This window comes from Amycolatopsis sp. 3B14 (assembly GCF_050958625.1).
Taxonomy (GTDB): domain Bacteria; phylum Actinomycetota; class Actinomycetes; order Mycobacteriales; family Pseudonocardiaceae; genus Amycolatopsis_E; species Amycolatopsis_E thermoflava.
On the sequence record NZ_JBHZEN010000033.1, the window covers coordinates 1 to 25,292 of the forward strand.

Annotated in this window: 21 protein-coding genes; 11 read left to right on the forward strand and 10 right to left on the reverse strand. The window is 71.5% G+C overall.

What is annotated here, in order from left to right; translation table 11 throughout:
• Positions 1–59 precede the first annotated feature (59 nt).
• The 5 genes from ACCP09_RS19845 to ACCP09_RS19865 form a co-directional block, all read right to left on the reverse strand.
• Positions 60–881, reverse strand: coding sequence for a hypothetical protein (locus tag ACCP09_RS19845; protein WP_433748740.1), 822 nt, complete (start codon positions 879–881; stop codon positions 60–62).
• Complete coding sequence (locus ACCP09_RS19850; RefSeq protein WP_020420459.1) at positions 878–1,369, reverse strand: SigE family RNA polymerase sigma factor; 492 nt, start codon at positions 1,367–1,369, stop codon at positions 878–880. The genes ACCP09_RS19845 and ACCP09_RS19850 overlap by 4 nt, the downstream gene beginning before the upstream one ends.
• Before the next feature lie 81 nt (positions 1,370–1,450).
• The gene (locus tag ACCP09_RS19855; protein WP_027934204.1) at positions 1,451–2,605 is read right to left on the reverse strand and encodes an acyl-CoA dehydrogenase family protein; all 1,155 of its coding nucleotides are present in this window, start codon (positions 2,603–2,605) and stop codon (positions 1,451–1,453) included.
• Positions 2,602–4,563, reverse strand: coding sequence for an acetyl-CoA carboxylase biotin carboxylase subunit (locus ACCP09_RS19860; protein ID WP_433748745.1), 1,962 nt, complete (start codon positions 4,561–4,563; stop codon positions 2,602–2,604). Before ACCP09_RS19860 ends, ACCP09_RS19855 begins: the two co-directional genes overlap by 4 nt.
• A gap of 5 nt (positions 4,564–4,568) precedes the next feature.
• On the reverse strand, positions 4,569–6,182 hold the full coding sequence (locus ACCP09_RS19865; RefSeq protein WP_017984665.1) for a carboxyl transferase domain-containing protein: 1,614 nt from the start codon (positions 6,180–6,182) through the stop codon (positions 4,569–4,571).
• Positions 6,183–6,347: 165 nt separating this feature from the next.
• Between ACCP09_RS19865 and ACCP09_RS19870 the strand changes: the two genes are divergently transcribed.
• The gene (locus tag ACCP09_RS19870) at positions 6,348–6,926 is read left to right on the forward strand and encodes a dihydrofolate reductase family protein (protein ID WP_027934202.1); all 579 of its coding nucleotides are present in this window, start codon (positions 6,348–6,350) and stop codon (positions 6,924–6,926) included.
• 50 nt (positions 6,927–6,976) lie between these two features.
• Here the strand turns inward: ACCP09_RS19870 and ACCP09_RS19875 are convergent, their stop codons facing one another.
• The gene (locus ACCP09_RS19875) at positions 6,977–7,756 is read right to left on the reverse strand and encodes an SGNH/GDSL hydrolase family protein (RefSeq protein ID WP_027934201.1); all 780 of its coding nucleotides are present in this window, start codon (positions 7,754–7,756) and stop codon (positions 6,977–6,979) included.
• A gap of 153 nt (positions 7,757–7,909) precedes the next feature.
• Here ACCP09_RS19875 and ACCP09_RS19880 point away from each other — a divergent pair, with 153 nt between their 5' ends.
• Both ACCP09_RS19880 and ACCP09_RS19885 read left to right on the forward strand, forming a co-directional pair.
• On the forward strand, positions 7,910–8,500 hold the full coding sequence (locus tag ACCP09_RS19880; RefSeq protein ID WP_027934200.1) for an SACE_7040 family transcriptional regulator: 591 nt from the start codon (positions 7,910–7,912) through the stop codon (positions 8,498–8,500).
• Positions 8,501–8,616: 116 nt separating this feature from the next.
• On the forward strand, positions 8,617–9,027 hold the full coding sequence (locus ACCP09_RS19885) for a hypothetical protein (protein ID WP_228685343.1): 411 nt from the start codon (positions 8,617–8,619) through the stop codon (positions 9,025–9,027).
• A gap of 39 nt (positions 9,028–9,066) precedes the next feature.
• On the opposite strand, the gene ACCP09_RS19890 is transcribed toward ACCP09_RS19885, so the two are convergent.
• Positions 9,067–9,489, reverse strand: a complete 423-nt coding sequence (locus ACCP09_RS19890; RefSeq protein WP_378336955.1) for a pyridoxamine 5'-phosphate oxidase family protein — start codon at positions 9,487–9,489, stop codon at positions 9,067–9,069.
• An 82-nt stretch (positions 9,490–9,571) separates the two neighbouring features.
• On the opposite strand from ACCP09_RS19890, the gene ACCP09_RS19895 reads away from it, so the two are divergent.
• Entirely contained in the window at positions 9,572–10,576 is a 1,005-nt protein-coding gene (locus tag ACCP09_RS19895; protein ID WP_123684964.1) for an AraC family transcriptional regulator, read from the forward strand.
• On the opposite strand, the gene metX is transcribed toward ACCP09_RS19895, so the two are convergent.
• Both metX and ACCP09_RS19905 read right to left on the reverse strand, forming a co-directional pair.
• Positions 10,497–11,618 carry a homoserine O-acetyltransferase MetX gene (gene metX, locus ACCP09_RS19900; RefSeq protein WP_433748772.1) on the reverse strand — a complete coding sequence of 374 codons (1,122 nt, stop codon included), beginning with the start codon at positions 11,616–11,618 and terminating at the stop codon, positions 10,497–10,499. The two genes, ACCP09_RS19895 and metX, sit on opposite strands and share 80 nt — an antisense overlap.
• Before the next feature lie 14 nt (positions 11,619–11,632).
• Complete coding sequence (locus ACCP09_RS19905) at positions 11,633–12,937, reverse strand: bifunctional o-acetylhomoserine/o-acetylserine sulfhydrylase (RefSeq protein WP_027934195.1); 1,305 nt, start codon at positions 12,935–12,937, stop codon at positions 11,633–11,635.
• A gap of 170 nt (positions 12,938–13,107) precedes the next feature.
• On the opposite strand from ACCP09_RS19905, the gene rdmE reads away from it, so the two are divergent.
• From rdmE to ACCP09_RS19920, 3 genes are all read left to right on the forward strand, one after another.
• Positions 13,108–14,658: an aklavinone 12-hydroxylase RdmE gene (gene rdmE, locus ACCP09_RS19910; protein WP_433748752.1), complete on the forward strand. Its 1,551-nt coding sequence runs from the start codon at positions 13,108–13,110 to the stop codon at positions 14,656–14,658.
• A gap of 67 nt (positions 14,659–14,725) precedes the next feature.
• Positions 14,726–16,243, forward strand: coding sequence for a PucR family transcriptional regulator (locus tag ACCP09_RS19915; protein ID WP_123684961.1), 1,518 nt, complete (start codon positions 14,726–14,728; stop codon positions 16,241–16,243).
• 10 nt (positions 16,244–16,253) lie between these two features.
• Complete coding sequence (locus tag ACCP09_RS19920; protein WP_433748756.1) at positions 16,254–16,979, forward strand: MOSC domain-containing protein; 726 nt, start codon at positions 16,254–16,256, stop codon at positions 16,977–16,979.
• A 3-nt stretch (positions 16,980–16,982) separates the two neighbouring features.
• Here ACCP09_RS19920 and ACCP09_RS19925 read toward each other — a convergent pair whose 3' ends face one another.
• Complete coding sequence (locus tag ACCP09_RS19925; protein ID WP_433748759.1) at positions 16,983–17,915, reverse strand: zinc-binding dehydrogenase; 933 nt, start codon at positions 17,913–17,915, stop codon at positions 16,983–16,985.
• Between the two features lie 155 nt (positions 17,916–18,070).
• On the opposite strand from ACCP09_RS19925, the gene ald reads away from it, so the two are divergent.
• From ald to ACCP09_RS19945, 4 genes are all read left to right on the forward strand, one after another.
• Positions 18,071–19,186, forward strand: coding sequence for an alanine dehydrogenase (gene ald, locus ACCP09_RS19930; protein ID WP_237340030.1), 1,116 nt, complete (start codon positions 18,071–18,073; stop codon positions 19,184–19,186).
• A gap of 272 nt (positions 19,187–19,458) precedes the next feature.
• Positions 19,459–20,523: an ABC transporter ATP-binding protein gene (locus tag ACCP09_RS19935; protein ID WP_433748765.1), complete on the forward strand. Its 1,065-nt coding sequence runs from the start codon at positions 19,459–19,461 to the stop codon at positions 20,521–20,523.
• The gene (locus ACCP09_RS19940; protein WP_027934188.1) at positions 20,523–21,404 is read left to right on the forward strand and encodes an ABC transporter permease; all 882 of its coding nucleotides are present in this window, start codon (positions 20,523–20,525) and stop codon (positions 21,402–21,404) included. The genes ACCP09_RS19935 and ACCP09_RS19940 overlap by 1 nt, the downstream gene beginning before the upstream one ends.
• Before the next feature lie 22 nt (positions 21,405–21,426).
• Positions 21,427–25,173: an ABC transporter ATP-binding protein gene (locus ACCP09_RS19945; protein ID WP_433748769.1), complete on the forward strand. Its 3,747-nt coding sequence runs from the start codon at positions 21,427–21,429 to the stop codon at positions 25,171–25,173.
• The last annotated feature ends 119 nt before the right edge of the window (positions 25,174–25,292 follow it).

Sequence of the window (25,292 nt, forward strand, 5' to 3'; positions counted from 1 at the left end):
GAGGTCTGGTGCGTGGTCGGTCTTCTTTCGTTGCCGGGCGGCGGGTTGTTCGTGGCGGTTCAGCAGTTGTGTGTTGTCAGTTCCAGGCGGAGGCTGAAGATCTTTTGTGATGGGTCCGTGTTGAACACGTAGACCGCGTTCGGGTTTCCCGGCACTGGTGCGGTGATGACGTAATTGGCGGTCGTCGCGTTGGGGTAGGCCGCCATCACTTCCGCGTCCGTCGAGCCGACGCCGATTCCCTCCGGCGTGGTGACGCCGGGCTTCGCGTTGATGCGGGCCACCCCGTAGGTGGGTGATATGTCGACCGGGGTTCCGCCTCCGCGTAGCCAGTACCTGTGGCACGGGCTGCCCGAGTAGCCCTCGCTCATGTCGAACTCGTCCGTCGCCACCGCGTCCGCCTCGCTCATGCCCAGTGCGAGCCTGCCCCAGCCGGTGGGGCCGATCGTCGGGTCGGTGGACGCCGGGCGTTGTGCGGATCCGGTCGGTGTGCTGGAACTCCGCGACGGGCTGTGGGACGGGCTCTGCGAACCTGTCACGCTCGGCACGCTCGTCACCCCCGTCGACGACTGCGGCGGCGGGACGCTGGAGCTGGTCGCGACCGGCGGCAAACCCGTTTCCGAGCCTGCCGTCGTCGCGATCGTCGTCACCGGGAGGTTCGTCGCGGGCAGCGTGTCCGTGCGGCCCCCACCCACGCCGGACAGGGCGATGCCCACCGCGGTGACCGCGACCAGCGTCAACGCCCCGCCGGTCGCCACCACCGTGTTGCGCCGGTACCTGCGTCGCCGGGCGCCGGCCACCACCAGCAGCTCCGCGCCGGGCCGGACGGGCACGTCGAGGCGCTCATCCTCGAACAGCCGGCTCAGTTCGTCCTCGAGGTTCACCACTCGTCACCCACCCCCACCAGGCTCCCCAGCTTCCCGCGCAGGCTGGCCAGCGCCTTGCTGGCCTGGCTCTTCACCGTCCCGGGGCTGATCCGCATCGCATCGGCGATCTCGGCTTCGGACAGCCCCTCGTAGTACCGGAGCACGACGACGGTCCGCTGCCGCGGCGGCAAAGCCGCGAGCGCCTGCCACAACGGCTCGTTTTCCAGCCGGTCGGGCGGGGTGTAGGGGGGCGGTTCCGGGATGTCGGCGACCAGGCTTTCCCGCCGCCTGCTGCGCCACCTGCTGACGTGCGTGTTCGCCATGGCGCGCTTCACGTACGGCAGCGGGCTCTCCGCACCGCGCAACGTCCCCCAGCGGACGCCGATCTTCTCCAGGACGATCTGCACCAGGTCGGCCGCGTCATGGGGGTTGCCGGTCAGCAAGTGACCGTAACGGAGCAGCCCGGGCAACGCCGCCCGCACGAACTCCGCGAAATCCTCGTCCACCGCGCCCCCTGCTCAGCCGTCCCGGCTCGTCCGGGCGGTACACGCGCAGGGGGCGCCCCAGGTTGCCTCAGTTCACCGGATTCAACGAAGACCCAGCTCACGGGCGATCAGCATCCGCTGCACCTCGCTCGTGCCCTCACCCACCTCGAGGATCTTCGCGTCCCGGTAGAACCGTCCGACCGGGAACTCGTTCATGAACCCGTAGCCGCCGAAGATCTGCGTCGCGTCGCGGGCGTTGTCCATCGCCGCGTTCGAGGCGACCAGCTTCGCGATCGAAGCCTCCTTCTTGAACGGCTCACCACGCAGCATCTTCGACGCGGCGGCGTAGTAGGCCAGCCGGGCGGTGTGCGCGCGCACCTCCATGTCGGCGATCTTGAACTGGATCGCCTGGTACTCGCCGATGCGGTGCCCGAACGCCTCCCGCTCCCCCGCGTACCGCAGACACTCGTCGACACAGCCCTGCGCGAGCCCGACGCTCAGCGCGGCGATCGCGACCCGGCCCTCGTCCAGGATGGACAGGAACTGCGCGTACCCGCGGCCACGCTCGCCGAGCAGGTTCTCCGCGGGCACCCGGCAATCGTCGAACGACAGCTCGTGCGTGTCCGAGGCGTTCCAGCCGACCTTCGAGTACTTCGGCGCCACCGTGAACCCGGGCGTGCCGGACGGCACGATGATCGCCGAGATCTCCTTGCCACCGCCGGGCTTCTCCCCGGTCACCGCGGTCACGGTGACCAGCCGGGTGATGTCGGTGCCGGAGTTGGTGATGAACGACTTGCTGCCGTTGATCACCCACTCGTCGCCGTCGAGCCGGGCCGTGGTGCGGGTCGCACCCGCATCCGAACCGCCGCCGGGCTCGGTGAGCCCGAACGCGCCCAGCGCCTCCCCGGAACACAGCGACGGCAGCCACTTCTCCTTCTGCTCCGCCGAACCGAAGCGGAACAACGGCATCGCGCCCAGCGACACACCCGCTTCGAGCGTGATCGCCACGGACGAGTCGACCCGCGCGAGCTCCTCCAGCGCCAGGCACAGCGCGAAGTAGTCGCCGCCCATGCCGCCGTACTCCTCCGGGAACGGCAGCCCGAACAGGCCCATCCGCGCCATGCCCCGCACGATCTCGTACGGGAATTCCTCGCGCTCGTAGAAGCCGCCGATGACGGGCGCGACCTCCTTCTGCGCGAAGTCGTGCACGCTCTTGCGCAGCGCCTCGTACTCTTCACCGAGCCGGAAGTCGATCATTTCTGCTCCTTGACCACCGCGAGCGTCTCGTCGAGGGCCACCTGCTGGCCCACCTGGACGCGGAGTTCCTCGACCACGCCGTCGACCGGAGCGACCAGCGTGTGTTCCATCTTCATCGCCTCGACGACCAGCAGCGGCGCGCCCGCGCTCACCACGTCGCCCTGCGCGACCTTGACCACCAGCACCGTGCCGGGCATCGGGCTGACCACCGGACCGGCCTCGCTCGCGTCGCCGTGCGTGGCGAGCAGGTTGGGCCGCTCGCCGACCACCACGCCGTGCCCGTCGCGGCCGAGCCACACCCGGTCCTGCGGCGCGTCGGCTCGCAGGTACCGGCGGAACTCGCCGTCGTAGTGCACTTCGAGCCGGTTCCCGTTGCGCCGCGCGGAAACCGGGATCGGCTCGCCACCGTCCACAGTGACCTGCGCGGCGTCCGGCGGACCCTCGATCGTGACGAGCGCTTCGGCGTCCCCGGCCCGCAGCCGGAACGTGACGCCGCCCGGCCCGCCGAGCCGCCACCCGCTGGGCACCGCCCACGGATCGGAGGTGTCCTCCGGCACCAGGCCGAGCAGCCGGTCCATCGCGGCGGCGACGAAGAACTCCGCCGGCACCGCCGATTCGACCAGCTCGTCCAGGCGACGCTCGACGAGACCGGTGTCCAGCTTCCCGGCCTGCACGTCGGGATCGGCGAGCAGGGCGCGCAGGAACGTCACGTTGGTGGGCACGCCCAGCACGGACGTCCCGGCCAGCGCCCGGTCCAGCCGGTGCAGCGCCGACGCCCGGTCCGGGCCCCACGCGATGACCTTCGCCAGCATCGGGTCGTAGTTCGAGCCGACCACCGAGCCCTCGGTGAGCGAGGAGTCGACCCGGACACCCTGCCCGCGCGGCTCGTCGAGCGCCAGCACGGTGCCGCCGGTCGGCACGAACCCGCGCGCCGGGTCCTCGGCGTAGACGCGGGCCTCGACGGCGTGCCCGTTGAGCCGGATGTCGTCCTGGGTAAGGGAAAGCGGCTCGCCCGCGGCGACCCGCACCTGCCATTCGACGAGGTCGAGGCCGGTCACCATCTCCGTCACCGGGTGCTCGACCTGCAGCCGGGTGTTCATCTCCATGAAGAAGAACTCGTCCGGCTTGCGCGCGGAGACGATGAACTCGACCGTGCCCGCGCCGACGTACCCGACCGAGCGGGCCGCTTCGACGGCGGCCGCGCCCATCCGGGCCCGGGTCTCCTCGTCGAGCAGCACCGACGGCGCCTCCTCGACGATCTTCTGGTGCCGCCGCTGCAGGCTGCACTCGCGTTCGCCCAGGTGCAGGACCGTGCCGTGGGTGTCGGCGAGGACCTGGATCTCGATGTGCCGCGGCGTGGTGACGAACCGCTCCAGCAGCAGCCGGTCATCCCCGAACGCCGAGCGGGCCTCGCGCTGCGCGGACTCGACCGCGGCCGCGAGCTCACCGGGCTCGGTGACCAGCCGCATGCCCTTGCCGCCCCCGCCGGCGGAGGGCTTGAGCAGCAACGGGTACCCGACCTCGTCGGCCGCCTTCGCGAAGTCGTCCACATCGGACAGACCGGGCACCACGGGCACGCCTGCGGCGGACACCGTGGCCTTGGCCCGGATCTTGTCGCCCATGGCGTCGATCGCGCTCACCGGCGGGCCGATGAAGACCAGCCCGGCCTTTTCGCACTCGGCGGCGAACTCGGCGTTCTCCGCGAGGAACCCGTAGCCCGGGTGGACGGCCTGCGCTCCGGAATCCACGGCGGCGCGCACGATGTCCGGGATGGACAGGTAACTGCGGGTCGCCTCGGCAGGCCCGATGCGGATCGCGGTGTCGGCCTCGTGCACGTGCCGTGCATCGGCGTCGGCGTCGCTGTAGACCGCGACCGAGCGGATGCCGAGGCGCCGCAGGGTGCTGATGACGCGAACCGCGATCTCGCCACGGTTGGCGATGAGGACTGTGTCGAACATGCCCCTCACATCCGGAAGACGCCGTAGCTGACGGGTTCCAGCGGCGCGTTCGCCGCGACCGACAACGCGAGCCCGAGCACCGTGCGGGTGTCCGCCGGGTCGATCACGCCGTCGTCCCACAGCCGCGCGGTCGAGTAGTAGGGGCTGCCCTGCTCCTCGTACTGGCGGCGGATGGGCTCCTTGAACGCCTCTTCCTCCTCGGCGGGCCACTCGCCGCCGCGGCTCTCGATCGAGTCGCGGCGCACGGTCGCCAGCACCGACGCGGCCTGCTCACCGCCCATGACGGAGATCCGGGCGTTGGGCCACATCCACAGGAAGCGGGGCGAGTACGCCCGGCCGCACATGGAGTAGTTGCCCGCGCCGAACGAGCCGCCGATGATCACGGTCAGCTTCGGCACCCGGGCGCACGCCACGGCGGTGACCATCTTGGCGCCGTGCTTGGCGATGCCGCCGGCCTCGTAGTCCCGCCCGACCATGAACCCGCTGATGTTCTGCAGGAAGACCAGCGGGATCGAGCGCTTGTCGCACAGCTCGATGAAGTGCGCGCCCTTCATGGCCGACTCGGCGAACAGGACGCCGTTGTTCGCGACGATGCCGACCGGGTGGCCGTGGATGTGCGCGAAACCGGTGACCAGGGTGGCGCCGTACTCCTTCTTGAACTCGTTGAAGCGGCTGCCGTCGACGATGCGCGCGATGACCTCACGCACGTCGTACGGGGTGCGCGAGTCGGTGGGCACGACGCCGTAGAGCTGCTCCGGGTCGACCGCGGGCGCCTCGACCTGGCGGACCTCCCACGGGCGTGGGCTGCGCGGGCCGAGGGTGGCGACGATGTTGCGGACGATCGACAGGGCGTGCGCGTCGTCGTTGGCGAGGTGGTCGGTGACGCCGGACTGGCGGGCGTGCACGTCCCCGCCGCCCAGCTCCTCGGCGGTGACGACCTCGCCGGTCGCGGCCTTCACCAGCGGCGGGCCGCCGAGGAAGATCGTGCCCTGGTTGCGGACGATGACGGCCTCGTCGCTCATCGCCGGGACGTACGCGCCACCGGCGGTGCACGAGCCGAGGACGGCCGCGATCTGCGGGATACCGCGCGCGGACATGGTCGCCTGGTTGTAGAAGATGCGGCCGAAGTGCTCGCGGTCCGGGAACACGTCGTCCTGCTTCGGCAGGAACGCGCCGCCCGAGTCGACCAGGTAGATGCACGGCAGGTTGTTGTGCAGGGCGACTTCCTGCGCGCGCAGGTGCTTCTTGACCGTCATCGGGTAGTAGGTGCCGCCCTTGACGGTCGCGTCGTTGGCGACGATGACGCACTCGCGACCGGAGACCCGCCCGATGCCGGTGATGATGCCGGCGGCGGGGGCCTCGTCGTCGTACAGCCCGTTCGCGGCCAGGGGCGACAGCTCCAGGAACGGTGAGCCCGGGTCGAGCAGCGCGTCCACGCGGTCCCGCGGCAGGAGCTTGCCGCGTTCCACATGCCGGGCACGCGCCTTCTCGGGGCCACCCGTTCGGGCGGCCGCCAAGCGCTTGCGCAGATCCTCGACCAGCTCCGCGTGCGCGGTCGCGTTCCGGGCGTACTGCTCGCTTCGCGGGTCCGCGGAGGTGCCGAGCACCGGGAAGTCCATGACCCTCCTCATCCGACGCCGGACGTGGTTAGTAGTCGTTAACACCGGTACCGATGTTAACCACTACTAACGTGCGGTGTCCAGATCCGGGGTGCGGGAGGTGTCGAACAGCGGCGGGTTCGCGCGACGTAGAGGTGAGAGACCGGCAACCCGAGGAGGGCGACCATGACAGCCACCTACACCTTCGACGTCTTCACCAGCCTCGACGGCTTCGGCGCGGCCGGCGGCGACTGGACCGGCTACTGGGGCAAACAGGGCCCCGAGCTGCTCGAACGCCGCCTCGCCCTGTACGACGAGGAGCCGCGGATCGTCTTCGGCGCCAACACGTACCGGGCGTTCGCTCAGATGCTGGCCGAGAGCACCGAGGACTCCGACGTCCGCGACCCGTGGGTGACCCGGATGCGGAACCTGCCGGCGACCATCGTGTCGTCCACGCTGCGGGAACCCCTCGACTGGCCGGACGCGACCGTGGTCAGCGGCGACGCCGTCGACGTCATCAGGCGACTCAAGGAGGAGTCGGCGGCGCCCCTGCGCTCACACGGCAGCCTGTCGATGAACCGGGCGCTGATGGCCGCCGGCCTGGTCGACCGCCTGCACGTGACGCTCTTCCCGGTGATCACCGCCAAGACCGGGCTGGACCCGATCTTCGCCGGCGGGGGCGACTTCGACCTGGAGCTCCTCGAGCACCGGACACTCGACGGGCACATCCAGGAGCTGATCTACCGGCCCACGCTGCACGGCTGAACACACACCGAGGGGGCGGCCGCAGCACGCGGCCGCCGCCTCGGAGACAGTCATCCGAGCGCCGCCACCAGCGACGGGTAGTAGCCCTGGGCCTGCCCGGTCGCCGTCGGGTGGTAGGACTCGTCGATCGGATAGGTCACGCTGTGCAGCCACGCCGAGCCGGAGCAGATCTCGTGCCCGGTGAAGGCCGGGCGCACGTCCGCGAAGGCGAATCCCGCCTCCGAGGCCTCCTTCTGGATGACCGAGTCGAGCGCGTCGGCCCCGCTGTTGATATACCCGCGCGAGGTGTCGGACAGCCCGACCGAGCAGGACCCGCCGATCTTGTAGAAGTGCGGGTAGCCCAGCACGATCACCGTCGCCTCCGGCGCGCGGGACCGGATCTCGCCGTAGGTCTTCTCCAGCAGCCCCGGCAGCGTGCCGTTGACGAACGCCTTCGCGTTGTCGATCGCGGTCTTGCAGCCCGAGTCCCCGCCGAGGATGCAGTCCTGCATGACACCCGCGAAGCCGGCGTCGTTGCCGCCGACGCTGATCGTCACCAGATCGGTCTCGTCGGACAACGCGCTCACCTGGTTGTTCAGCACGTCCGAGGTCTTCGCGCCGGAACACGCCTGGAAGTCCAGCGAAGCCGACGTCTGCCCGGCGTAGAGCACCGGGTAGGCGTTCGAGCTGCGCTTGCAGCTGGACGAGTCCAGGTAGCTCCCGGCACCGACGCCCGAGGAGTAGGAATCGCCGAGCGCGACGTAGTCGAGGGTGGCGGCATCGGCCACCCCGGAGGTCAGGCCGATCGTGGCCAGGGCCGCGACGACGGTGGTTGCAAGCGTTCTCAGCACAGCGGGGACCACCTTCCGTGAGTAATCAACTCAATGAACGATTACCAGGTGCAATGCTCACAAGGGAGCCCCTTTTAGTAGGCTTTTCGGCTACCAACAGGTGACGGGAGGCGGACGTTAGCGCTCGCTAACCTGACTCGATAAGATGTTCACGTGTCGACGAGTCCCACACCGCTGGTCACCGGCGAGAAGGCCACCCGCCGCGAGGAGATCCTGAGCGCGGCCGCGGAGCTGTTCGCCCGGCACGGCTTCCACGGCGTCGGCATCGACGACATCGGCGCGGCGGTCGGCATCTCCGGCCCCGCGCTGTACCGGCACTTCCGCAGCAAGGACGCGATGCTCGGGGAGATGCTGAACTCGATCAGCCACTACCTCCTCGACGGCGGCACGGCGCGCGTCGACGCGACCGCCGATCCGCAGCAGGCGCTGGCGCAGCTGGTCGAGTTCCACGTCGACTTCGCGCTCACCCACCCGTCGCTGATCACGGTGCAGGAACGCAACCTCGCGAACCTCACCGACGCCGACCGCAAGCAGGTGCGGGCCCTGCAACGTCGTTACGTAGAGATATGGGTGAAGGTCATTCGCGATGCCGTCCCCGGAGTGGGGGAACGCCAGGCACGCTCGGCGGCACACGCCGTGTTCGGATTGATCAACTCGACGCCGTACAACCGCCATCTGGACGACGACGAACTGGCCGTCCTGCTGCGGCGCCTCGCGCTCGGCGCCCTGCAGTCCGCCGCGTGATCATCACGTCACTCGTTTTTCCCACTACCGTTGAACGCCTTTCCCCGGCTTTGATAGATCCCGTGACCCAGGACCGGCAGCAGCTGATCTCGCGGGCGCAGCGCGCCCTCGTCGCGATGCAGCTCGGCCGAGACGACGACGCGCTCGACGAGGTGGCCCCGTCGAGCCGGGACGAGACGCGCGAGCTGATGCTGCTCCTGTTCGAGGAGTGCAGCACGATGGTGACCACGCTCGGTGACGGCGGCAGCGCCCCGGTCAAGGTCCAGGTGTTCGACGAGACCGGTGAAGAGGTGTCGATCGACCAGGCCGACCCGCCGGTGCGCACCGCCGTCCGCACGCTGCTCGCGGAGGTGCACGGCAACACCGAGGCCGCCGCGGAACAGGTGGAGATCGCCCTGGCGAGCGCCAACCGCGAAGAGGTGGACAGCCTGACGCTGCAGGCACTGCGGTGGACGGTGCGCCTGTCGGCCGAGTGCTTGGAGCGGGACCTGCCGGTCACCGAGTGGATCTCCGAGGCGCTGACCTGATCCGGAACGTAGGCGTGTCCCGGCCGCGGCCCGACGGCGTCAGTAGTGGTAGCGGCGCACGGTCTCCGGGTGGATGACGATGCGGACCTGTTCCTCGGCCCCGATCCCGGCGAGGTCCGCGGCACGGGCCGGGTCGTCGAGGTCCCAGTAGCGGGCGGCCAGGCGGGCGCTCAGTTCCTGTGCGCCATCCGGTTCCAGCGTGACCCGGCCGGCGACCGACACCCAGCGTTCGCGTTCACCGACCGGCGCGGCGACGACGATCGAGGCGCGCGGATCGCGGCGCAGTTGCCGCACCTTGGGCGAGTCCGGGGTGGTGAACAGCTGGATCGTGCCGTCGTCGGTGGCCTCGAACCACACCGGCCGCGGCTGCGGCGGGACCGGACCCGCGGCCACGGTCAGGAACCCGTGCAGGGGGCGGCGGAGGAACTCGAGGTCGTCGGGGGTCAGCGCACTGTCGCTCATGATCCCGATTGAACACCGCCGGCTCGGACGAGCACATGGTCGAAAGACCGGATCACCTGTGTGATCGTCTAATCTCGTCGCCGTGGACGTGTTCAGTGATCTGATCCGCGGGGTGCGCGCCCACGGCTCGCTGTTCGGCAGCACGACCCTGTCCCCACCCTGGAACCTGCACTTCGTGGACGGCGCGCCGCTGACCCTGTGCACCGTGCTCACCGGGGAAGGCTGGATCGTGCCGGAACACCACGCGCCCGAGCGACTGCGCGCCCGCGAGACGATCATCGTGCGCGGCCCCGGGACGTTCACGTTCGTCGACGAGCCGGACACCCGCGCCGAGCCGGTCGCGTGCGGCGAGTTCTGCGCGACGCCCGAGCAGGGCGGGACGCGGTACCGGCGCGGCTGGCACGACCACGGCGACGGCGCGACGACGCTGATCGTCGGCGCCTACCCGGTCCGCGGCGAGATCAGCCGCCGGTTGCTGGACGCGCTGCCCGTCGTGGTGCGCGTTGCCGATGCCGGGGACACCTCCGACCCCGTGCTGGACCACCTCGCCGCCGAGGTCGCCGTCGACGCGCCGGGTCAGCAGGTCGTGCTCGACCGGCTGCTGGACTGGCTGCTGGTCTGCACACTGCGCGAGTGGTTCGACCGGCCCGGCGGCGAGCCCCCGGCGTGGTGGGCCGCGCAGCGCGACCCGGTGGTCGGCCGCGCGCTGCGCCTGCTGCACGCCGAGCCGGCGGCGCCGTGGACGGTCGCCGCGCTGGCGGAGCGCACCGGCGTGTCGCGGTCGACCCTGGCCAAGCGATTCGCCGACCTGGTGGGCGAACCGCCGCTGACCTACCTGACCCGCTGGCGGATGACGCTCGCGGCGGACCGGCTGGTGACGCGGGAGGCCGCGACCATCGGCGAGATCGCCCGCTCCGTCGGCTACGCCGACCCGTTCGGGTTCAGCGCGGCGTTCAAACGGGTCCGCGGCGTCAACCCGAGCGAGTTCCGGCGGGACCGGACCGGAGTCAGTGCAGCAGCGCCTTCACCAGCGCCGACACCTGCGCGACCTCGATCAGGAACGAGTCGTGCCCGTACGGCGAGGTGATCTCCGCGGCCTCGCCCGCGCCCGGGATCCCCGCCGCCAGCTCGTGCGCCTGCCGCATCGGGTAGAGGCGGTCGGAATCGACGCCCGCGATCACACTGCGCGCGGTCACCCCGGCCAGCGCGGCGCTGACGCCACCGCGGTCGCGGCCCACGTCGTGCGTGTTCATCGACCGCGTCAGCCACACGTAGGACGCCGCGTCGAAGCGGCGCACCAGCTTGGCCGCGTGGTGGTCCAGGTAGGACTCCACGGCGTACCGGCCGTCGTCGAACGGGTCCTCGTCACCCTGCGGCGACCGGCCGAACCGCTGGTCGAGTTCGAGTGAGCTGCGGTAGGTCACGTGCGCGATCCGCCGCGCGACGCCCAGCCCGCGGTGCGGGCCCTCGCCCGGCGGCGCGTCGTGGTAGTCGCCGCCACGCCAGCCCGGGTCCGACGTGATCGCGTGCAGCTGCGGCGCGGCCCACGCGATCTGGTCGGCGGAGGACGCGGCGGGCGCGGCGAGCACCAGCAACGCCGCGACCCGGGACGGGAACGTCGCCGCCCACTCCAGCGCGCGCATGCCGCCCATCGACCCGCCGAGCACCGCGGCCCACCGCTCGACACCCAGCTCGTCGGCCACCACGGCCTCGGCCCGGACCTGGTCGCGGATCGTGATCCGCGGGAACCGGCTCCCCCACGTCCGGCCGTCCGGGTCCGGCGACGACGGCCCGGTCGAACCCTGGCAGCCGCCGAGCACGTTGGGCACCACGACGAACAGCTCGTCGGTGTCCAGCGCGCGGCCGGGCCCGATCAGGCCGTCCCACCAGCCCGGGGTGGGGTGCCCCGGGCCGGCCTCACCGGCGGCGTGGCTGTCGCCGGTGAGGGCGTGCTCGATCAGGACCGCGTTGGAGCCGTCGGAGTTCAGCGTGCCCCACGTCTCGTACGCGATCCGGTACTCCGGCAGCGAGCCGCCGGCGTCCAGCCGCAGCTGCCCGCCGGCGGCCCACTGCCGCCGTCCCGGTGGATCTCCCTCCCGCCACGCACCCGTCGCGGGCAGCAGATCCACAGTGGACGGTTGCGTCACAGGGCCGCCTTCGCCGCCCGGAACCCGGCCTCGAGGTCGGCCTTGAGGTCCTCCAGGCCCTCCAGCCCCACGGCGAGCCGCACCAGGCCCGGCGTGACGCCGCTGGCGAGCTGCTCCTCCGGGGTGAGCTGGCTGTGGGTGGTGCTGGCGGGGTGGACGATGAGGCTGCGCACGTCACCGATGTTAACCAGCTGGCTGTGCAGCTCGGTGCCGTCGACGAACTTCCGCCCGGCCTCGACGCCGCCACGCAGCTCGAACGACAGCACCGCACCGGCGCCCTGCGGCAGGTACTTCTGCGCCAGGTCGTAGTGCGGGCTCGACGGCAGGCTCGCGTAGTAGACGCGCTCGACCTCGTCGCGCTGCTCCAGCCACTCGGCCAGCGCCTTCGCGTTGCTGACGTGCCGCTCGACGCGCAGCGACAGCGTCTCGATGCCCTGCAGGATCAGGAAGCTGTTCAGCGGCGCGATCGCCGCGCCGGTGTCGCGCAGCAGCTGGACGCGGGCCTTCGCCGCGTACGCGCCGGGGCCGAGGGCCTCCCAGTACTTGAGGCCGTGGTAGCTGGGGTCCGGCTCGGTGAAGCCGGGGAAGCGGTCGCCGTGCGCGCCGAAGTCGAAGGTGCCGCCGTCGACCAGCACGCCCGCGACGGTGGTGCCGTGGCCGCCGAGGTACTTCGTGGCCGAGTGGACGACGACGTCCGCACCGTGCTCGATCGGGCGCAGCAGGTACGGCGTCGGGATGGTGTTGTCCACGATCAGCGGCACGCCCACCTCGTGCGCCAGGTCGGCGATCGTCCGGATGTCCAGGACGTCACTGCCCGGGTTGGCGAGCGTCTCGCCGAAGAACGCCTTGGTGTTCGGGCGGACGGCGGCCCGCCACTGCTCCGGGTCGTCCTGCTGCTCGACGAACGACACCTCGACACCCAGCTTCGGCAGCGTGTAGCGGAAGAGGTTGTAGGTGCCGCCGTACAGCTTCGCGCCGGACACGATGTGGTCGCCGGCGTTGGCGACGTTCAGGATCGCCGCCGTGGTGGCCGCGGAACCGGACGCGAAGGCCAGTGCGGCCACACCGCCTTCGAGCGCGGCGAGGCGCTGCTCGAGCACGTCCTGGGTCGGGTTCATGATGCGGGTGTAGATGTTGCCCGGCTCGGCGAGGCTGAACAGGTCGGCGCCGTGCTGGCTGTCGCGGAAGACGTATGACGTCGTCTGGTAGATCGGGGTCGCGCGGGCGCCCGTGGCGGGGTCGGGGCTCGCGCCGGCGTGGATCTGCTTGGTCTCGAAGGACCAGGCCTGCGACTCGGTCATCGTCGTTCTCCTTGATGCGTGGGCTGTTCAGCGGAAGCCGCCGTGTCCGAAGCTAGTCAGATCGGATCAATCCGCCCAACCGGTTCCCACGCTGTGGATTTTTCTCGCTTGCTTAATCTCTTAGATTCTAAGATACTTGGCGAACGGGATTTTCACAGTGAGGAGGAATCATGGAACGAGTCGACGTCCTGGTCGTGGGGGCCGGACTGGGTGGCCTGTCCGCGAGCGTGTTCCTGGCGCTCGGTGGCGTGGACGTGCTGACGGTGGAACGGCATCCGGGCACGTCGCTGCACCCGCGGGCGTCCGGGCAGACGCCGCGGACGATGGAGCTGTACCGGTTCGCCGGGATCGACCGGAAGGTGCTCGGCGTCAGCGAGCGCGCCTCGCGGGGGCTGCGGATCACCGTCGCCGCGAGCCTGAGCGGGCCGGTGTTCCACCGGATCGTCGAAGACCTCGGGGAGATCGACCTGAGCGCGGCGACCGCGGCGCCGTGGGGCATGGCCGGGCAGGACGTGGTCGAGCCGATCCTGCTGGAGCGGGCGCGCGAGGCGGGCGCGGACGTGCGGTTCTCGACGGAACTGGTGTCGTTCACGCAGGACGACGACGGGGTGACCGCGGTGCTGCGCTCGCGGGCCGGCTCGGAGACCACCGTGCGGGCGTCGTACCTGGTGGCCGCGGACGGCGGGCGGAGCCGGATCCGGGAGGCGCTCGGGATCGGGACCTCCGGGCTCGGCGCCATCGCGCAGTCGATCGGGGTGGTGTTCGACGCCGATCTCGGTGACCGGCTGCTGCCCGGCGTGACCGACCTGTTCTACCTGCAGCACCCGGAGTTCACCGGCGCGCTGGTCAACACCGACGTGCCCGGCCGGTACGTGTGCGCGGTGGACATCGGGCCGGGTGAGACGGCCGACGACTTCCCGGAGGAGCGGCTGGTCCACCTGATCCGGGTCGCGACCGATCTGCCGGACCTGGAGCCGAAGATCCAGTGGACGGGCGCGTGGGAGATGGCGGCGCGGGTCGCCGACCGGTTCGCGGCGGGCCGGGTGTTCCTGGTCGGCGACGCCGCGAAGGTCACGCCGCCGACCGGCGGCATGGGCGGGAACACCGCGGTCGGGGACGGGCACGACATCGCGTGGAAGCTGGCGGCGGTGCTCCGCGGCGACGCCGGGCCAGGGCTGCTGGACAGCTACGAAGCCGAGCGCAAGCCGATCGCGGAGATGGTGGTCAGCACTTCGCTGCACAACGCGAAGGAGCGGATGGTGCCGGACCTCGACCTGACCGGGGTGGCCCCGCCGGTCGACCAGATCGCGCTCACGCTGGGGTTCCGCTACCGGTCGGGCGCGGTGCTGGCCGAGGACGACGACCTGCTGGAGAACCCGGTGGAGCCGTCCGGCCGTCCCGGGTTCCGTGCGCCGCACGTGCCCACCACGACCGGGTCCACCTGGGACTTCCTCGGCCACGGCTGGGTCGTCTTCGGCACCGGCGGCTGGCGCGACGCGGTCGCGGAGGTGCGCGCGGAGACGGGCATCGCGTTGGAGTACCGGGAGTGCGGCGCCGATTTCGACGACCCCGATGGCGTGTTCCGCGCGCGGTTCGGGTTGGGCGACGGCGGCGCCAGCCTGGTGCGGCCGGACGGGATCGTGGCGTGGCGGTGCCCCGGCGGCGCCGCCGACCCGGCCGCCACGTTGTGGGAAGTGCTGGCCAGGGTGCTGAGCAGGTAGCCGCGACTGGCGGCGCGGGGGCACCTCGCGCCGCCACTCGCGCGCCGCCGAGCCGTATCCTGCGGAAATGGTGTCCGTCCGCAGTGTGGTCGACCGTGTGGGGCCGACGTTGCTGCACGCGGTCCAGCTGCCCGACCCCTGCCCCGCGGTGGCGGACGTGGTGATCGCCGAGCCGGGCGCGCCCGCCCAGCTCGCGGCGGGCGACCTGGTCCTCGGCGTCGCCACCGGCGACACCGACGCGGCGGTCGAGCTCGTCCGGCACAGCGCCGCGGCCGGCGCCGCCGCGGTGCTGCTCAAACCCCCGGTCGCGCGGAAGCCGCCGGTCCGTCGGGCGGCGAAGGCGGCCGGCATCGCGCTCATCGAGGTCCGCGCGGCTACCGCATGGGCCCAGCTGGTGTGGTTGCTGCGCACCGTGCTGGACGCCGCCGCGGAGGAACCCGAGTCGCTGGAGGGGGATCCGGCCTCGGCGGACCTGTTCCGGCTCGCGGACGCGGTGGCGGCGGTCGTCGACGCTCCGGTGACGATCGAGGACACCAACTCCCGCGTGCTGGCCTACTCGGCGCGGCAGGACATCACCGACCCGGCGCGCGTGTCGACAATCATGGGCCGCCGCATCCCCGACGACGTCCTCGCGAAGTTCCGCTCGCGTGGTGTGTTCCGCGAACTGTCCCGCGGCAGGCAGACGATTTTCGTGCCCGCGCAACGGGACGGCACGCTGCCGCGGCTCATCGTGCCGATCCGGATGGGCGGCGAACTGCTCGGTTCGATGTGGGCGGTCGTGCGCGGGCCGGTGTCCGACGAGCGCGCCGCCGCGTTCGCCGACACCGCGCCGGTCGTCGCGCTGCACCTCCTCCGCCGCCGGGCCCACGCCGACGCCCAGCGGCGTGCGTCGGCGGAACTGCTGCGTGCCGTGCTGGAGGGAAAAGCCGGTCCGCGCGCGGCGATCGCCGAACTGGAGCTGACCGACGAACCGCACCGCGTGGTCGTCGTCGACACCCCCGGCGACGACGAAGGCCTGCGGCTCGCCTTGATGGAACGGATGTCGATGGGCATCGGGCGCCGTCCGATCGCGACGGAACTCGGCGGGCTGCTCTACACGGTCGTGCCGGACGGCGCGGACTGGCCGTCGCTGGCCGACCCGTCCCGCGGTGCGCCACGGGTGGCGGCGGGCAGCGCGGTGAAGATCGGCGAGCTGCCGCGGTCACGCGCGGAGGCGGAGGAGACGCTGAGCCTGCTGCGCGCCGGGGTGATCGAGGGGCCGTCCGGCAGTTTCGACGGCCTGTGGACGGCGCTCGCGCTGCACCGCACGGCGACCGCGGCGGCCGCGGCGGGCGTCGCCGGACTCGGGCCGCTCGAACAGCTCCGCGAGTACGACCGGATCAACGGCACGGGTTACGTCGACACGCTGTACGAGTGGTTGCGCCACCCCGGGGACCCGCGCTCGGCGGCGCAGGCGCTGCGGATCCACCCCAACACGTTCCGGTACCGCATGCGGCGCGTGCTCGAACTCGTCCCGCTCGACCTGGACGACCCGGACGTCCGGTTAGCATTGCTGGTCCAGCTCGTCGCCGTGCGCTGGTCGTAGGAGGGTTTCAGTGTTCGAGGGGACGGTTGCCGGGCTGCACCGCTGGCCGGTGAAGTCGCTGCGGGGCGAGGAGGTCCGCGCCGCGCGCTTCGACGGGCGGGGCATGGCGGGCGACCGGGCGCACGCGCTGGTCGACGGGCGGGAGAAGCGCCGCGGGAAGGTGCTGACGGTGCGCCAGAACCCGCCGATGCTCACCTGGGGCGCGGAGTACGGCGCCGAAGTCATCGACCCGCCGAAGCCGCCGATGCTGCACGCGCCGGACGGCCGGTCCTGGTCGTGGGACGAGCCCGACCTGGTGGACGCGCTCGCCGGGTCGTTCGGCATGCCCTTGGAGCTGCGCGCGGCGGACGGGCAGCAGGACCGCGGCCCCACCGTGCTGGTCACGTTCGAGGCGTCGCTGGTGGCGCTCGCGGCGGAGCTCGGCAGGCCCGTCGAACTCCACCGCTTCCGCCCGAACATCCACCTGGCCACCGACGCCCCCGCCTTCGCCGAGGAGGACTGGACCACCGGGACGACGCTCGACATCGGCGAGGTGTCGCTGGAGGTGACCGGCGAGCACGCCGGACCGTGCATCCGCTGCGCGGTGCCCAGCTGGGAGCCGTCCGGCCGGGAGCGGTGGCCGGAGTTGCAGACCCACCTGATCGACCGGCACGCCAACAAGTTCGGCGTGATCATGCGCGTGACGCGCGCCGGGGTGATGGCGGTCGGGGACACCGCCGTCGCCCGTCCCGCCTGAGGGTCACACCTCCAGCAGCGTCTTGCCGATCGTCGCGCGGTTTTCGATCGCCCGGTGCGCGTCGGCGGCCCGGTCCAGTGGGAAGCGTTGTCCCACAAGCGGTTTCACCCGGCCGGCCGCGGCCTCGGCCAGGATCCACTCCGTCGCGGCGCGCAAATCAGCCGGGCTGCCCAGCGGGCCCCGGTGCAACACCACGCCCCGCGCGGCGGCCTCCTCTTCGGACACCTCCGTCCACGCGCCGCTCGCCAGGCCGTAGCTGAAGTGCCGCCCGCCGCGCTGCACCAGCCCGAACGCGGCCGCCCCGATCGCGCCGCCCACGCCGTCGAACACCACGTCCACCGGGCCGACCTGCGCCGCCCAGTCCGGCTGCGTGTAGTCGACCACCACGTCCGCCCCGAGGTCGCGGGCCACCGCCGTCTTCCGCGAGCCGCCCGCTGCCGCGATCACCGTCGCGCCCGCGTTGCGCGCCAGCTGCACGAGCAGGCTCCCCACGCCACCCGCGGCGGCCTCCACCAGCACCCGCTCCCCCGCCGACACACCGGCCGCGCGGATCAGCGCCGTCGCGGTCCGGCCGTCGGCCAGCAACGCCACCGCGTCGTCCAGCGCCAGGCCGTCCGGCACGCGGAACGGCGCCGCCGCGTCCACCACGACCCGCTCGGCGTACCCGCCCGACCCGTTCAGGCTCGTCACCACCGGCGCGCCCACCAGCTCCGAGGGCCCGGCCAGCACCACCCCGCCGACCCCGTTGCCCGGGATCACCGGCGGCTCCGCGCGGAACGGCCCCGGCAGCCCAGCCCGGAACTGCGTCTCCACGAACGTCGTGTTGGCGAACGTCACGCCGACCAGCACCTGCCCGGGACCGGGCACCGGATCCGGCGCCTCACCGGCGACGAGCACGTCGGGCCCGCCGAACTCCCTCAACCACACCGCTCTCATGGAGATCATCCTGGGATCTCCACCAAGGTGGAGGTCAAGACCTTGTCCTGCGGGCACCACCCGAGCGACAGAGAATTGTCGGCGAGGCACGATGACACCGCCATCCGGGTGGTTCACCGTGGTCAGCACCACGTCCACGGATGCAGGAGGAAGCAGTGCGCATCGCCGTCCCCCGCGAGGTCAAGAAGCACGAGTACCGCGTCGCCGTGACCCCGGCCGGGGTGCACGAACTGACGGCGCGGGGCCACGAGGTCTTCATCGAGGCCGGCGCCGGCATCGGGTCCGCCATCAGCGACGACGAGTACGTCTCCGCGGGCGCGAAGATCCTGGCCACCGCCGACGACGTCTGGGCCGAGGGCGAGATGGTCCTCAAGGTCAAGGAGCCCGTCGCCGAGGAGTACCCCCGGCTGCGCCGCGACCAGGTGCTGTTCACCTACCTGCACCTCGCCGCGGACCGCCCGCTCACGCAGGCCCTGCTGGACGCGGGCACGACCGCCATCGCGTACGAGACCGTGCAGCAGCCCAGCGGAGCGCTGCCGCTGCTGGCGCCGATGTCCGAGGTCGCCGGGCGGCTCGCCCCGCAGGTCGGCGCCCACTCCCTGATGAAACCCAGCGGCGGCCGTGGTGTGCTGCCCGGCGGCGTGCCCGGCGTGCACCCGGCGCGGGTGGTCGTCATCGGCGGCGGCGTCGCCGGCCTCAACGCGGCGCGCATCGCGCTCGGCCTCGGCTCGGACGTCGAGATCCTGGACACCAACGTGGACCGCCTGCGCCAGATCGACCACGACTTCGCCGGCCGCATCCGCACGGTCGCCTCGAACGCGTTCGCCGTCGAGCAGGCCGTGCTGGAAGCCGACCTGGTGATCGGCGCGGTGCTGGTGCCGGGCGCGCGGGCGCCGAAACTCGTCTCCACCGATCTGGTCGCGCGCATGAAGCCGGGCAGCGTGCTCGTGGACATCGCGATCGACCAGGGCGGGTGCTTCGCCGACTCGCACCCGACGACGCACGACGACCCGACCTACACCGTGCACGAGTCCGTCTTCTACTGCGTGGCGAACATGCCCGGCGCGGTCCCGCGCACCAGCACCTACGCGCTGACCAACGTCACACTCCCCTACGCCGTCCAGCTGGCCGACCACGGCTGGCAGGCCGCGCTGCGCGCCAACGGACCGCTGTCGCTCGGCCTCAACGCGCACGACGGCGCGCTGGTCAACGCGCCCGTCGCGCAGGCACACGACCTGCCGCACACGCCGCTGGCCGACGTCCTCGCCTGACCGGTGGGCGGTCCCGCGTCAGGGACCGCCCACCCCACCAGCGAACGTGTGAAGAACTTTTCAGACCAACATGGGCCCCCGCGTAAGCGAAGTCCGGGGAGACCACCTAAGCTTGTACGTGGCGGCCCGCTCCCAGTGACCCCCAGGCTGGTTGAGCGGGCCGCCCCTTTGTGCGCACCCTCCCCGACACACGGCACCCGGACGGGTTGAACCGGACACGAGTAGGGCACTATGTGCCCGCGATCAAGTTCACCGGGCCGGGAGGGGCGCGCATGCAACACGACGGCAGCGGCCGGATATTCGTGCAGAACCTGAGCAAACACTTCGGGCCGGTCGCCGCGGTGCAGAACCTGAGCTTCGAGGTCCGCCCCGGCTCGGTCACCGGCTTCCTCGGCCCGAACGGCGCCGGGAAGACCACCACGCTGCGCATGTTGCTCGGCCTGGTCACGCCGTCGGCGGGTGTCGCCACCATCAACGGCCGCCCGTACCAGCAGCTGGGCAACCCGGCGCAGGTCGTGGGCGCAGTGCTGGAGAACGAGGGCTTCCACCCGAAGCGCACCGCGCGGAACCACCTGAAGGTGTACGCCGCGGCGATCGGCGCGCCGGACAACCGCGTCGAGGAGGTGCTGGGCCTGGTCGGGCTTTCCGGCGCCGCGGACCGCCGCGCGGGCGGGTTCTCGCTCGGCATGCGGCAGCGGCTCGCGCTGGCGACCGCGCTGCTCGGCAACCCGCAGGTGCTGGTGCTGGACGAGCCGGCGAACGGCCTCGACCCGGAGGGCATCGTGTGGCTGCGCAACTTCCTGCGCGCCTACGCCCGCGAAGGCCGCACCGTGCTGGTGTCGAGCCACCTGCTGTCCGAGGTGGAGCAGACGATCGACCAGGTCGTCATCATCAGCCACGGCGTCACGCGCTACTACGGCCCGCTGGACCAGCTGCGCAGCAGCCAGCAGTCGCGGGTGCTGGTGCAGGCGGCGGACGCGAACGCTCTGGTGAAAGCGCTTCAGGAAGCCGGTTTCACGCAGGTGGAGCCGACACCGGACGGGCGCGTCGCGGTGGTCGGCGCGACCCGTCAGCAGATCGGTGACCTGGTCGCGAAGTCCGGGATCGCGGTGTACGGGATCGAGGAGGAGCGGGCGGACCTGGAGAAGCTTTTCTTCCAGCTGACCAGCCCCCAGTACCCGGGAGCGCAGTACGCGGGAGCGCCGCAGCAGCCGTACGGCCAGCCCCCGCAGCAGGGCGGCTGGGGCGGCCCGCCGCCGCCGGGATACCCACCGCAGCAGCATTACCAGCAAGCACCGCCGCAGCAGGGGCACGGCGGCTGGGGAGGACAGGGCTGATGGGCCGGTTGATCAAGGCGGAGTTCCGCAAGACGCTCAGCCTCAACACCTGGTGGATCCTGATCATCCCGCTGGTGCTGGTCGCGTTCTGGATGTCGTTCGCGTGGGGCAAGATCACCAACGACTTCGCCGACTGGATCGGCTCCGGCACCGCGCGGATCATCGCCGAGCAGGCCGGGGTGTCCGCCGACGCGCTGCCGGTCGGGCTGCTGAGCATCGCGCACGGCGTGAACATCGCGCAGCTGGTCCCGGCGATCTTCGGCGTGTTCGCGCTGGCCGGCGAGTACAACAGCAAGACGATCACCACGACGTTCCTCACGGCGCCGAACCGGGTGTCCGCGCTGACCGCGAAGATGATCACCTACGTCCTGTGGGGCGCGCTCTACGGTCTGCTCAGCTTCGCGGTGTCGGCGCTGGCGACGGCCATCACCGTGGACAGCGACCGGTTGCCCACCGGCGGTCAGTGGCTCGCGGCGTTCGGCGCGACCGTGCTCGCCTACATCCTGGTGACGCTGTTCGGCATCGGGTTCGGCGCGGTGCTGAACAAGGTGGTGCTGGCCGTGATCCTGCTGATCGGGTACTTCCTGATCGTGGAGAACGTGCTGGTCATCGCGATGTGGAACACCACCGACGTGCTGGGCGCGATCCTGCCGAACAGCACCGCGAACGGCATCGTCGGCGGTGTCGCGGCGGAGGCGTTCGGCATCGACTCGATCAACCTGCCGGGTGGTGTCGAGCACTGGGACAAGCTGGGCCTGCAGCTCTCGGCCGGTGCGCCGGGCCTGATCTCGTGGTGGGCCGCCGCGCTGGTGTTCCTGGCCTGGACGCTGGTGTTCTTCGTCGGTGGCTGGGCCTCCAACCAGCGCCGCGACATCACGTAGGCGCCCACACGCATAACCTGGCGTGGTGACTGTCGCACCACCACGCACTGTCGAAAACCCCGGGACCGGATGGATCCGCCGGCTGGCCGCGGCCTGCTGGCGCCATCCGGTCCTGGTCGTCTCGTCGCTCGCCGCGGCGGTGTTGAGCGTCGGCCTGCAGGCCGCGAGCCCGCTGCTGGTGAAGGTCGCCGTGGACGACGCGGTGGCCTCGCAGACCGGGCGACTCGGCCTGCTGGTCGCGGGGCTGATCGGCGTGCAGCTGCTCATGTTCGGCACCGCGTTCGTCCGCCGCTACCTGGGCGGGCGGCTCGCGCTGGACGTGCAGCACGACCTGCGCCAGCGGGTGTTCGACTCGGTGTCCCGGCTGGACGGTGGCAAGCAGGACTCGCTACGCACCGGCCAGGTGGTGTCGCGGGCGATCACCGATCTGCAGCTCGTCGTGTCGCTGTTGTTCGTGGTGCCGTTGTCGGCGGGCTCGGTCGTCTTCGCGGTGTTCTCGGTCGCCGCGATGCTGTGGATGTCGCCCGGCCTGACGGTGATCGCGTTGATCGTGGTGCCCGCGGTGGCGATCGTCGCGGGGATGGCCCGCAAGCGCCTGTTCCCGGCGACCTGGTCGGCGCAGCAGCGGGCGGCGGACCTGGCGCAGCACGTCGAGGAGACCGTCACCGGCGTGCGCGTCGTGAAGGGCTTCGGGCAGGAGACCAGAGAGGTCGCGCGGCTGGAGAAGACCGCGCGACGGCTGTTCGCGGAGCGGCTGCGCGCGGCGCGGCTGGCCGCGGTGCCCACGGCGACGACGTCCGCGCTGCCCGCGGCGGGGCAGGTGGCGGTGCTGGCCTTCGGCGGCATCCTGGCGCTCAACGGGCAGGTCACGCTCGGGACGTTCCTCGCGTTCGCCAGTTACGTCTCCGGCCTGATCGGACCGGCCCGCATGATGTCGGCGCTGGTGGTGCAGGCCCAGCTGACCCGTGCCGGCGCGGAACGCGTGTACGAGCTGGTGGACGCCCAGCCGGAGGTCACCGACCCGGTCGAGCCGAAGCCGCTGCCGGACGGCCCGCTCGGCATCGAGCTGGACGACGTGCGCTTCGGCTACACGCGCTCGGAACCGGTCCTGGACGGGCTGAGCCTGCGTGCGGAACCCGGCGAGACGCTGGCCCTGGTCGGCACCGCGGGTTCCGGCAAGTCGACGATCTCGTTGCTGCTTCCCCGGTTCTACGACGCGCACTCGGGCAGCGTGCGGCTGGGCGGCTGCGACGTGCGGGACGTGAAGCTGACGGACCTGCGGCAGGCGATCGGCGTGGTGTTCGAGGAGGCGTTCCTGTTCTCCACGTCCATCCGTGACAACATCGCCTACGGCCGCCCGGACGCGAGCGACGAGGAGGTGATCGCCGCGGCGAAGGCGGCCGAGGCGCACGAGTTCATCTCCGAGCTGCCGGACGGCTACGCCACCCAGGTCGGTGAACGCGGCCTGACGCTGTCGGGCGGTCAGCGGCAGCGGCTGGGCCTGGCGCGGGCGCTGCTGACCGATCCGCGGGTGCTGATCCTGGACGACGCGACCTCCGCGGTGGACACGGTCACCGAGGCGGCGATCTACGAGACGCTGCGCTCGGTCACCGCGACGCGCACGACGTTGCTGATCGCGCACCGCAAGTCGACGTTGTCACTGGCCGACCGGATCGCGGTGCTCGACGCCGGCCGGGTGGTGGACGTCGGCACCTACGACGAGCTGGCGGAGCGCTGCGAGCTGTTCCGCGAGCTGATCGCCGGGCCCGGCGAGGGCGTGGAGAACGTGCACAAGCGCGACTGCGTGGCGAGCCCGGAAACCGGGACCACGCCCGCGCTGTGGCCGGAGACCGGCGAGCGGGACGCGGTCGACGAGCTGGCCGAGGCGGCGCAGCAGCGGAACGCGCCGGCGCCGATGCCGGGCGGCGGGGGCATGGGCGCGAGCAGCGCACTCAACGCGCCGCCGACGGCCGAACTACTGGAGGGCGTGCGCAAGCTGCCGCCGGCCAAGGACCGGCCCGCGCTGGATCCGGATTCGGTCACCGCGCCCGATCCGGGGTTCCGCCTGGGTTCCGCGCTGCGGCCGGTGCGTGCGCTGCTGATCACCGCGGTGCTGCTGGTCGGGCTGGACGCGGCGGCGTCGATCGCGTTGCCCGCGCTGTACCAGCAGGGCGTCGACCACGGTGTACGTCCCGGCCTGGCGTGGGTGGTGTGGCTGTGCGCCGGGATCGGCGCGGTGATCATCGCGGTGGACTGGTTCGTGATCGCGGCGCAGACGCGGATCACCGCGCGGGCCGGTGAGACGGTGCTGTACTCGCTGCGGGTGCGCAGCTATGCGCACCTGCAGCGGCTCGGGCTCGACTACTACGAGCGCGAGCTCTCCGGCAAGATCATGACGCGGATGACGACGGACGTGGACGCGTTGTCGACGTTCCTGCAGACCGGTGTCGCGCAGGCGGTGATCAGCGCGCTGACGCTGATCGGGATCACCGGGGCGCTCCTGATCACCGACGTGTCGCTGGCGCTGTACGCGTTGTCCGTGGTGCCGGTGCTGGTGATCGCGACGGTCATCTTCCGGCGCCTGTCCAGTGCGGCGTACACCGAGGCGCGGGAGAAGGTCAGCGCCGTGAACGCCGACATGCAGGAGAACGTGAGCGGTCTGCGGGTCGCGCAGGCGTACAGCCGGGAGGAGCGGTCGGCCGAGGACTTCGCGTCGAGGAGCGACGCGTACCGCCGCTCGCGGCTGCGGGCCCAGCGGTATGTTGCGACGTACTTCCCGTTCGTGACACTGCTTTCCGGGGTCGCCGAGGCGATCGTCTTGATAGCGGGCGCGAACCGGGTCGCGGACGGCACCCTGGCGGTCGGTGTGCTGCTGGCGTTCCTGCTGTACCTGAACCTGTTCTTCTCGCCGATCCAGCAGTTGTCGTCGGTGTTCGACGGGTACCAGCAGGCGAAGGTCGGCCTGCACCGGATCGGTGACCTGCTGCGGACGCCGACGTCGGTGCCGCCGCCCACGGACCCGGTGCCGGTGCCCGAACGCCTCCGCGGCGAGGTCGCCTTCGACGCGGTCGATTTTTCGTATACCGGCACAGAGTCCCTTGCCCTGACGGATGTTTCGCTGAAGGTGTCGCCGGGCGAGACGGTCGCACTGGTCGGCGCGACCGGCGCCGGTAAGTCCACAGTGGTCAAACTGGCGGCGCGGTTCTACGACGCGACGAGCGGCAAGGTGAGCATCGACGGGGTCGACGTGCGAGACTACGACCCGGCCGGGCTGCACCGGCGGATGGGCGTCGTGCCGCAGGAGGCGCACCTGTTCTCCGGCACCGTGGCCGACAACGTCCGGTACGGCAACCCGTCCGCGTCGGACGCCGAGGTCGAAGCCGCGGTGCGGGCGGTCGGCGCGGTGGACGCGATCGCCGCCCTGCCGCAGGGCTTCCACCAGCCGGTGGGCGAACGGGGCCGATCGTTGTCCGCCGGGCAGCGGCAACTGGTCGCACTGGCCCGCGCGGAACTGGTGGACCCCGACGTGCTGCTACTCGACGAGGCAACGGCCGCACTGGACCCGTCCGCGGAAGCCACGGTCCTCGCCGCAACGGAAACGGTGGCGAAACGCCGCACGACTTTCGTGGTGGCACATCGCCTGGCGACAGCCTCTCGCGCGGACCGGATCGTGGTGCTCGACCACGGACGAATCGTGGAACAGGGCACCCACGAAGAACTACTGGCAGCGAACGGCCACTACGCACACCTGTGGAAAACAGGCGCATAGCGCCAGCGCCCTGAACCCAAGGTAGCTGGGTGGTCATCCCGTCGCCTGACACGCAACGATCACCTTGAGCCAGGGCCGCAACCCGCGCTGGGTCCGGCGGCCGAAAACACAAAGCTTGC

What these genes read in the sequence shown, in the direction of transcription:
- ACCP09_RS19855 (WP_027934204.1), bottom strand. Translation starts at nt 2,605, where the DNA reads ATGATCGACTTCCGGCTCGGTGAAGAGTACGAGGCGCTGCGCAAGAGC.
- ACCP09_RS19860 (WP_433748745.1), bottom strand. Translation starts at nt 4,563, where the DNA reads ATGTTCGACACAGTCCTCATCGCCAACCGTGGCGAGATCGCGGTTCGC.
- ACCP09_RS19865 (WP_017984665.1), bottom strand. Translation starts at nt 6,182, where the DNA reads ATGGACTTCCCGGTGCTCGGCACCTCCGCGGACCCGCGAAGCGAGCAG.
- ACCP09_RS19870 (WP_027934202.1), top strand. Translation starts at nt 6,348, where the DNA reads ATGACAGCCACCTACACCTTCGACGTCTTCACCAGCCTCGACGGCTTC.
- ACCP09_RS19885 (WP_228685343.1), top strand. Translation starts at nt 8,617, where the DNA reads ATGCAGCTCGGCCGAGACGACGACGCGCTCGACGAGGTGGCCCCGTCG.
- ACCP09_RS19890 (WP_378336955.1), bottom strand. Translation starts at nt 9,489, where the DNA reads ATGAGCGACAGTGCGCTGACCCCCGACGACCTCGAGTTCCTCCGCCGC.
- ACCP09_RS19905 (WP_027934195.1), bottom strand. Translation starts at nt 12,937, where the DNA reads ATGACCGAGTCGCAGGCCTGGTCCTTCGAGACCAAGCAGATCCACGCC.
- rdmE (WP_433748752.1), top strand. Translation starts at nt 13,108, where the DNA reads ATGGAACGAGTCGACGTCCTGGTCGTGGGGGCCGGACTGGGTGGCCTG.
- ACCP09_RS19915 (WP_123684961.1), top strand. Translation starts at nt 14,726, where the DNA reads ATGGTGTCCGTCCGCAGTGTGGTCGACCGTGTGGGGCCGACGTTGCTG.
- ACCP09_RS19925 (WP_433748759.1), bottom strand. Translation starts at nt 17,915, where the DNA reads ATGAGAGCGGTGTGGTTGAGGGAGTTCGGCGGGCCCGACGTGCTCGTC.
- ACCP09_RS19935 (WP_433748765.1), top strand. Translation starts at nt 19,459, where the DNA reads ATGCAACACGACGGCAGCGGCCGGATATTCGTGCAGAACCTGAGCAAA.
- ACCP09_RS19940 (WP_027934188.1), top strand. Translation starts at nt 20,523, where the DNA reads ATGGGCCGGTTGATCAAGGCGGAGTTCCGCAAGACGCTCAGCCTCAAC.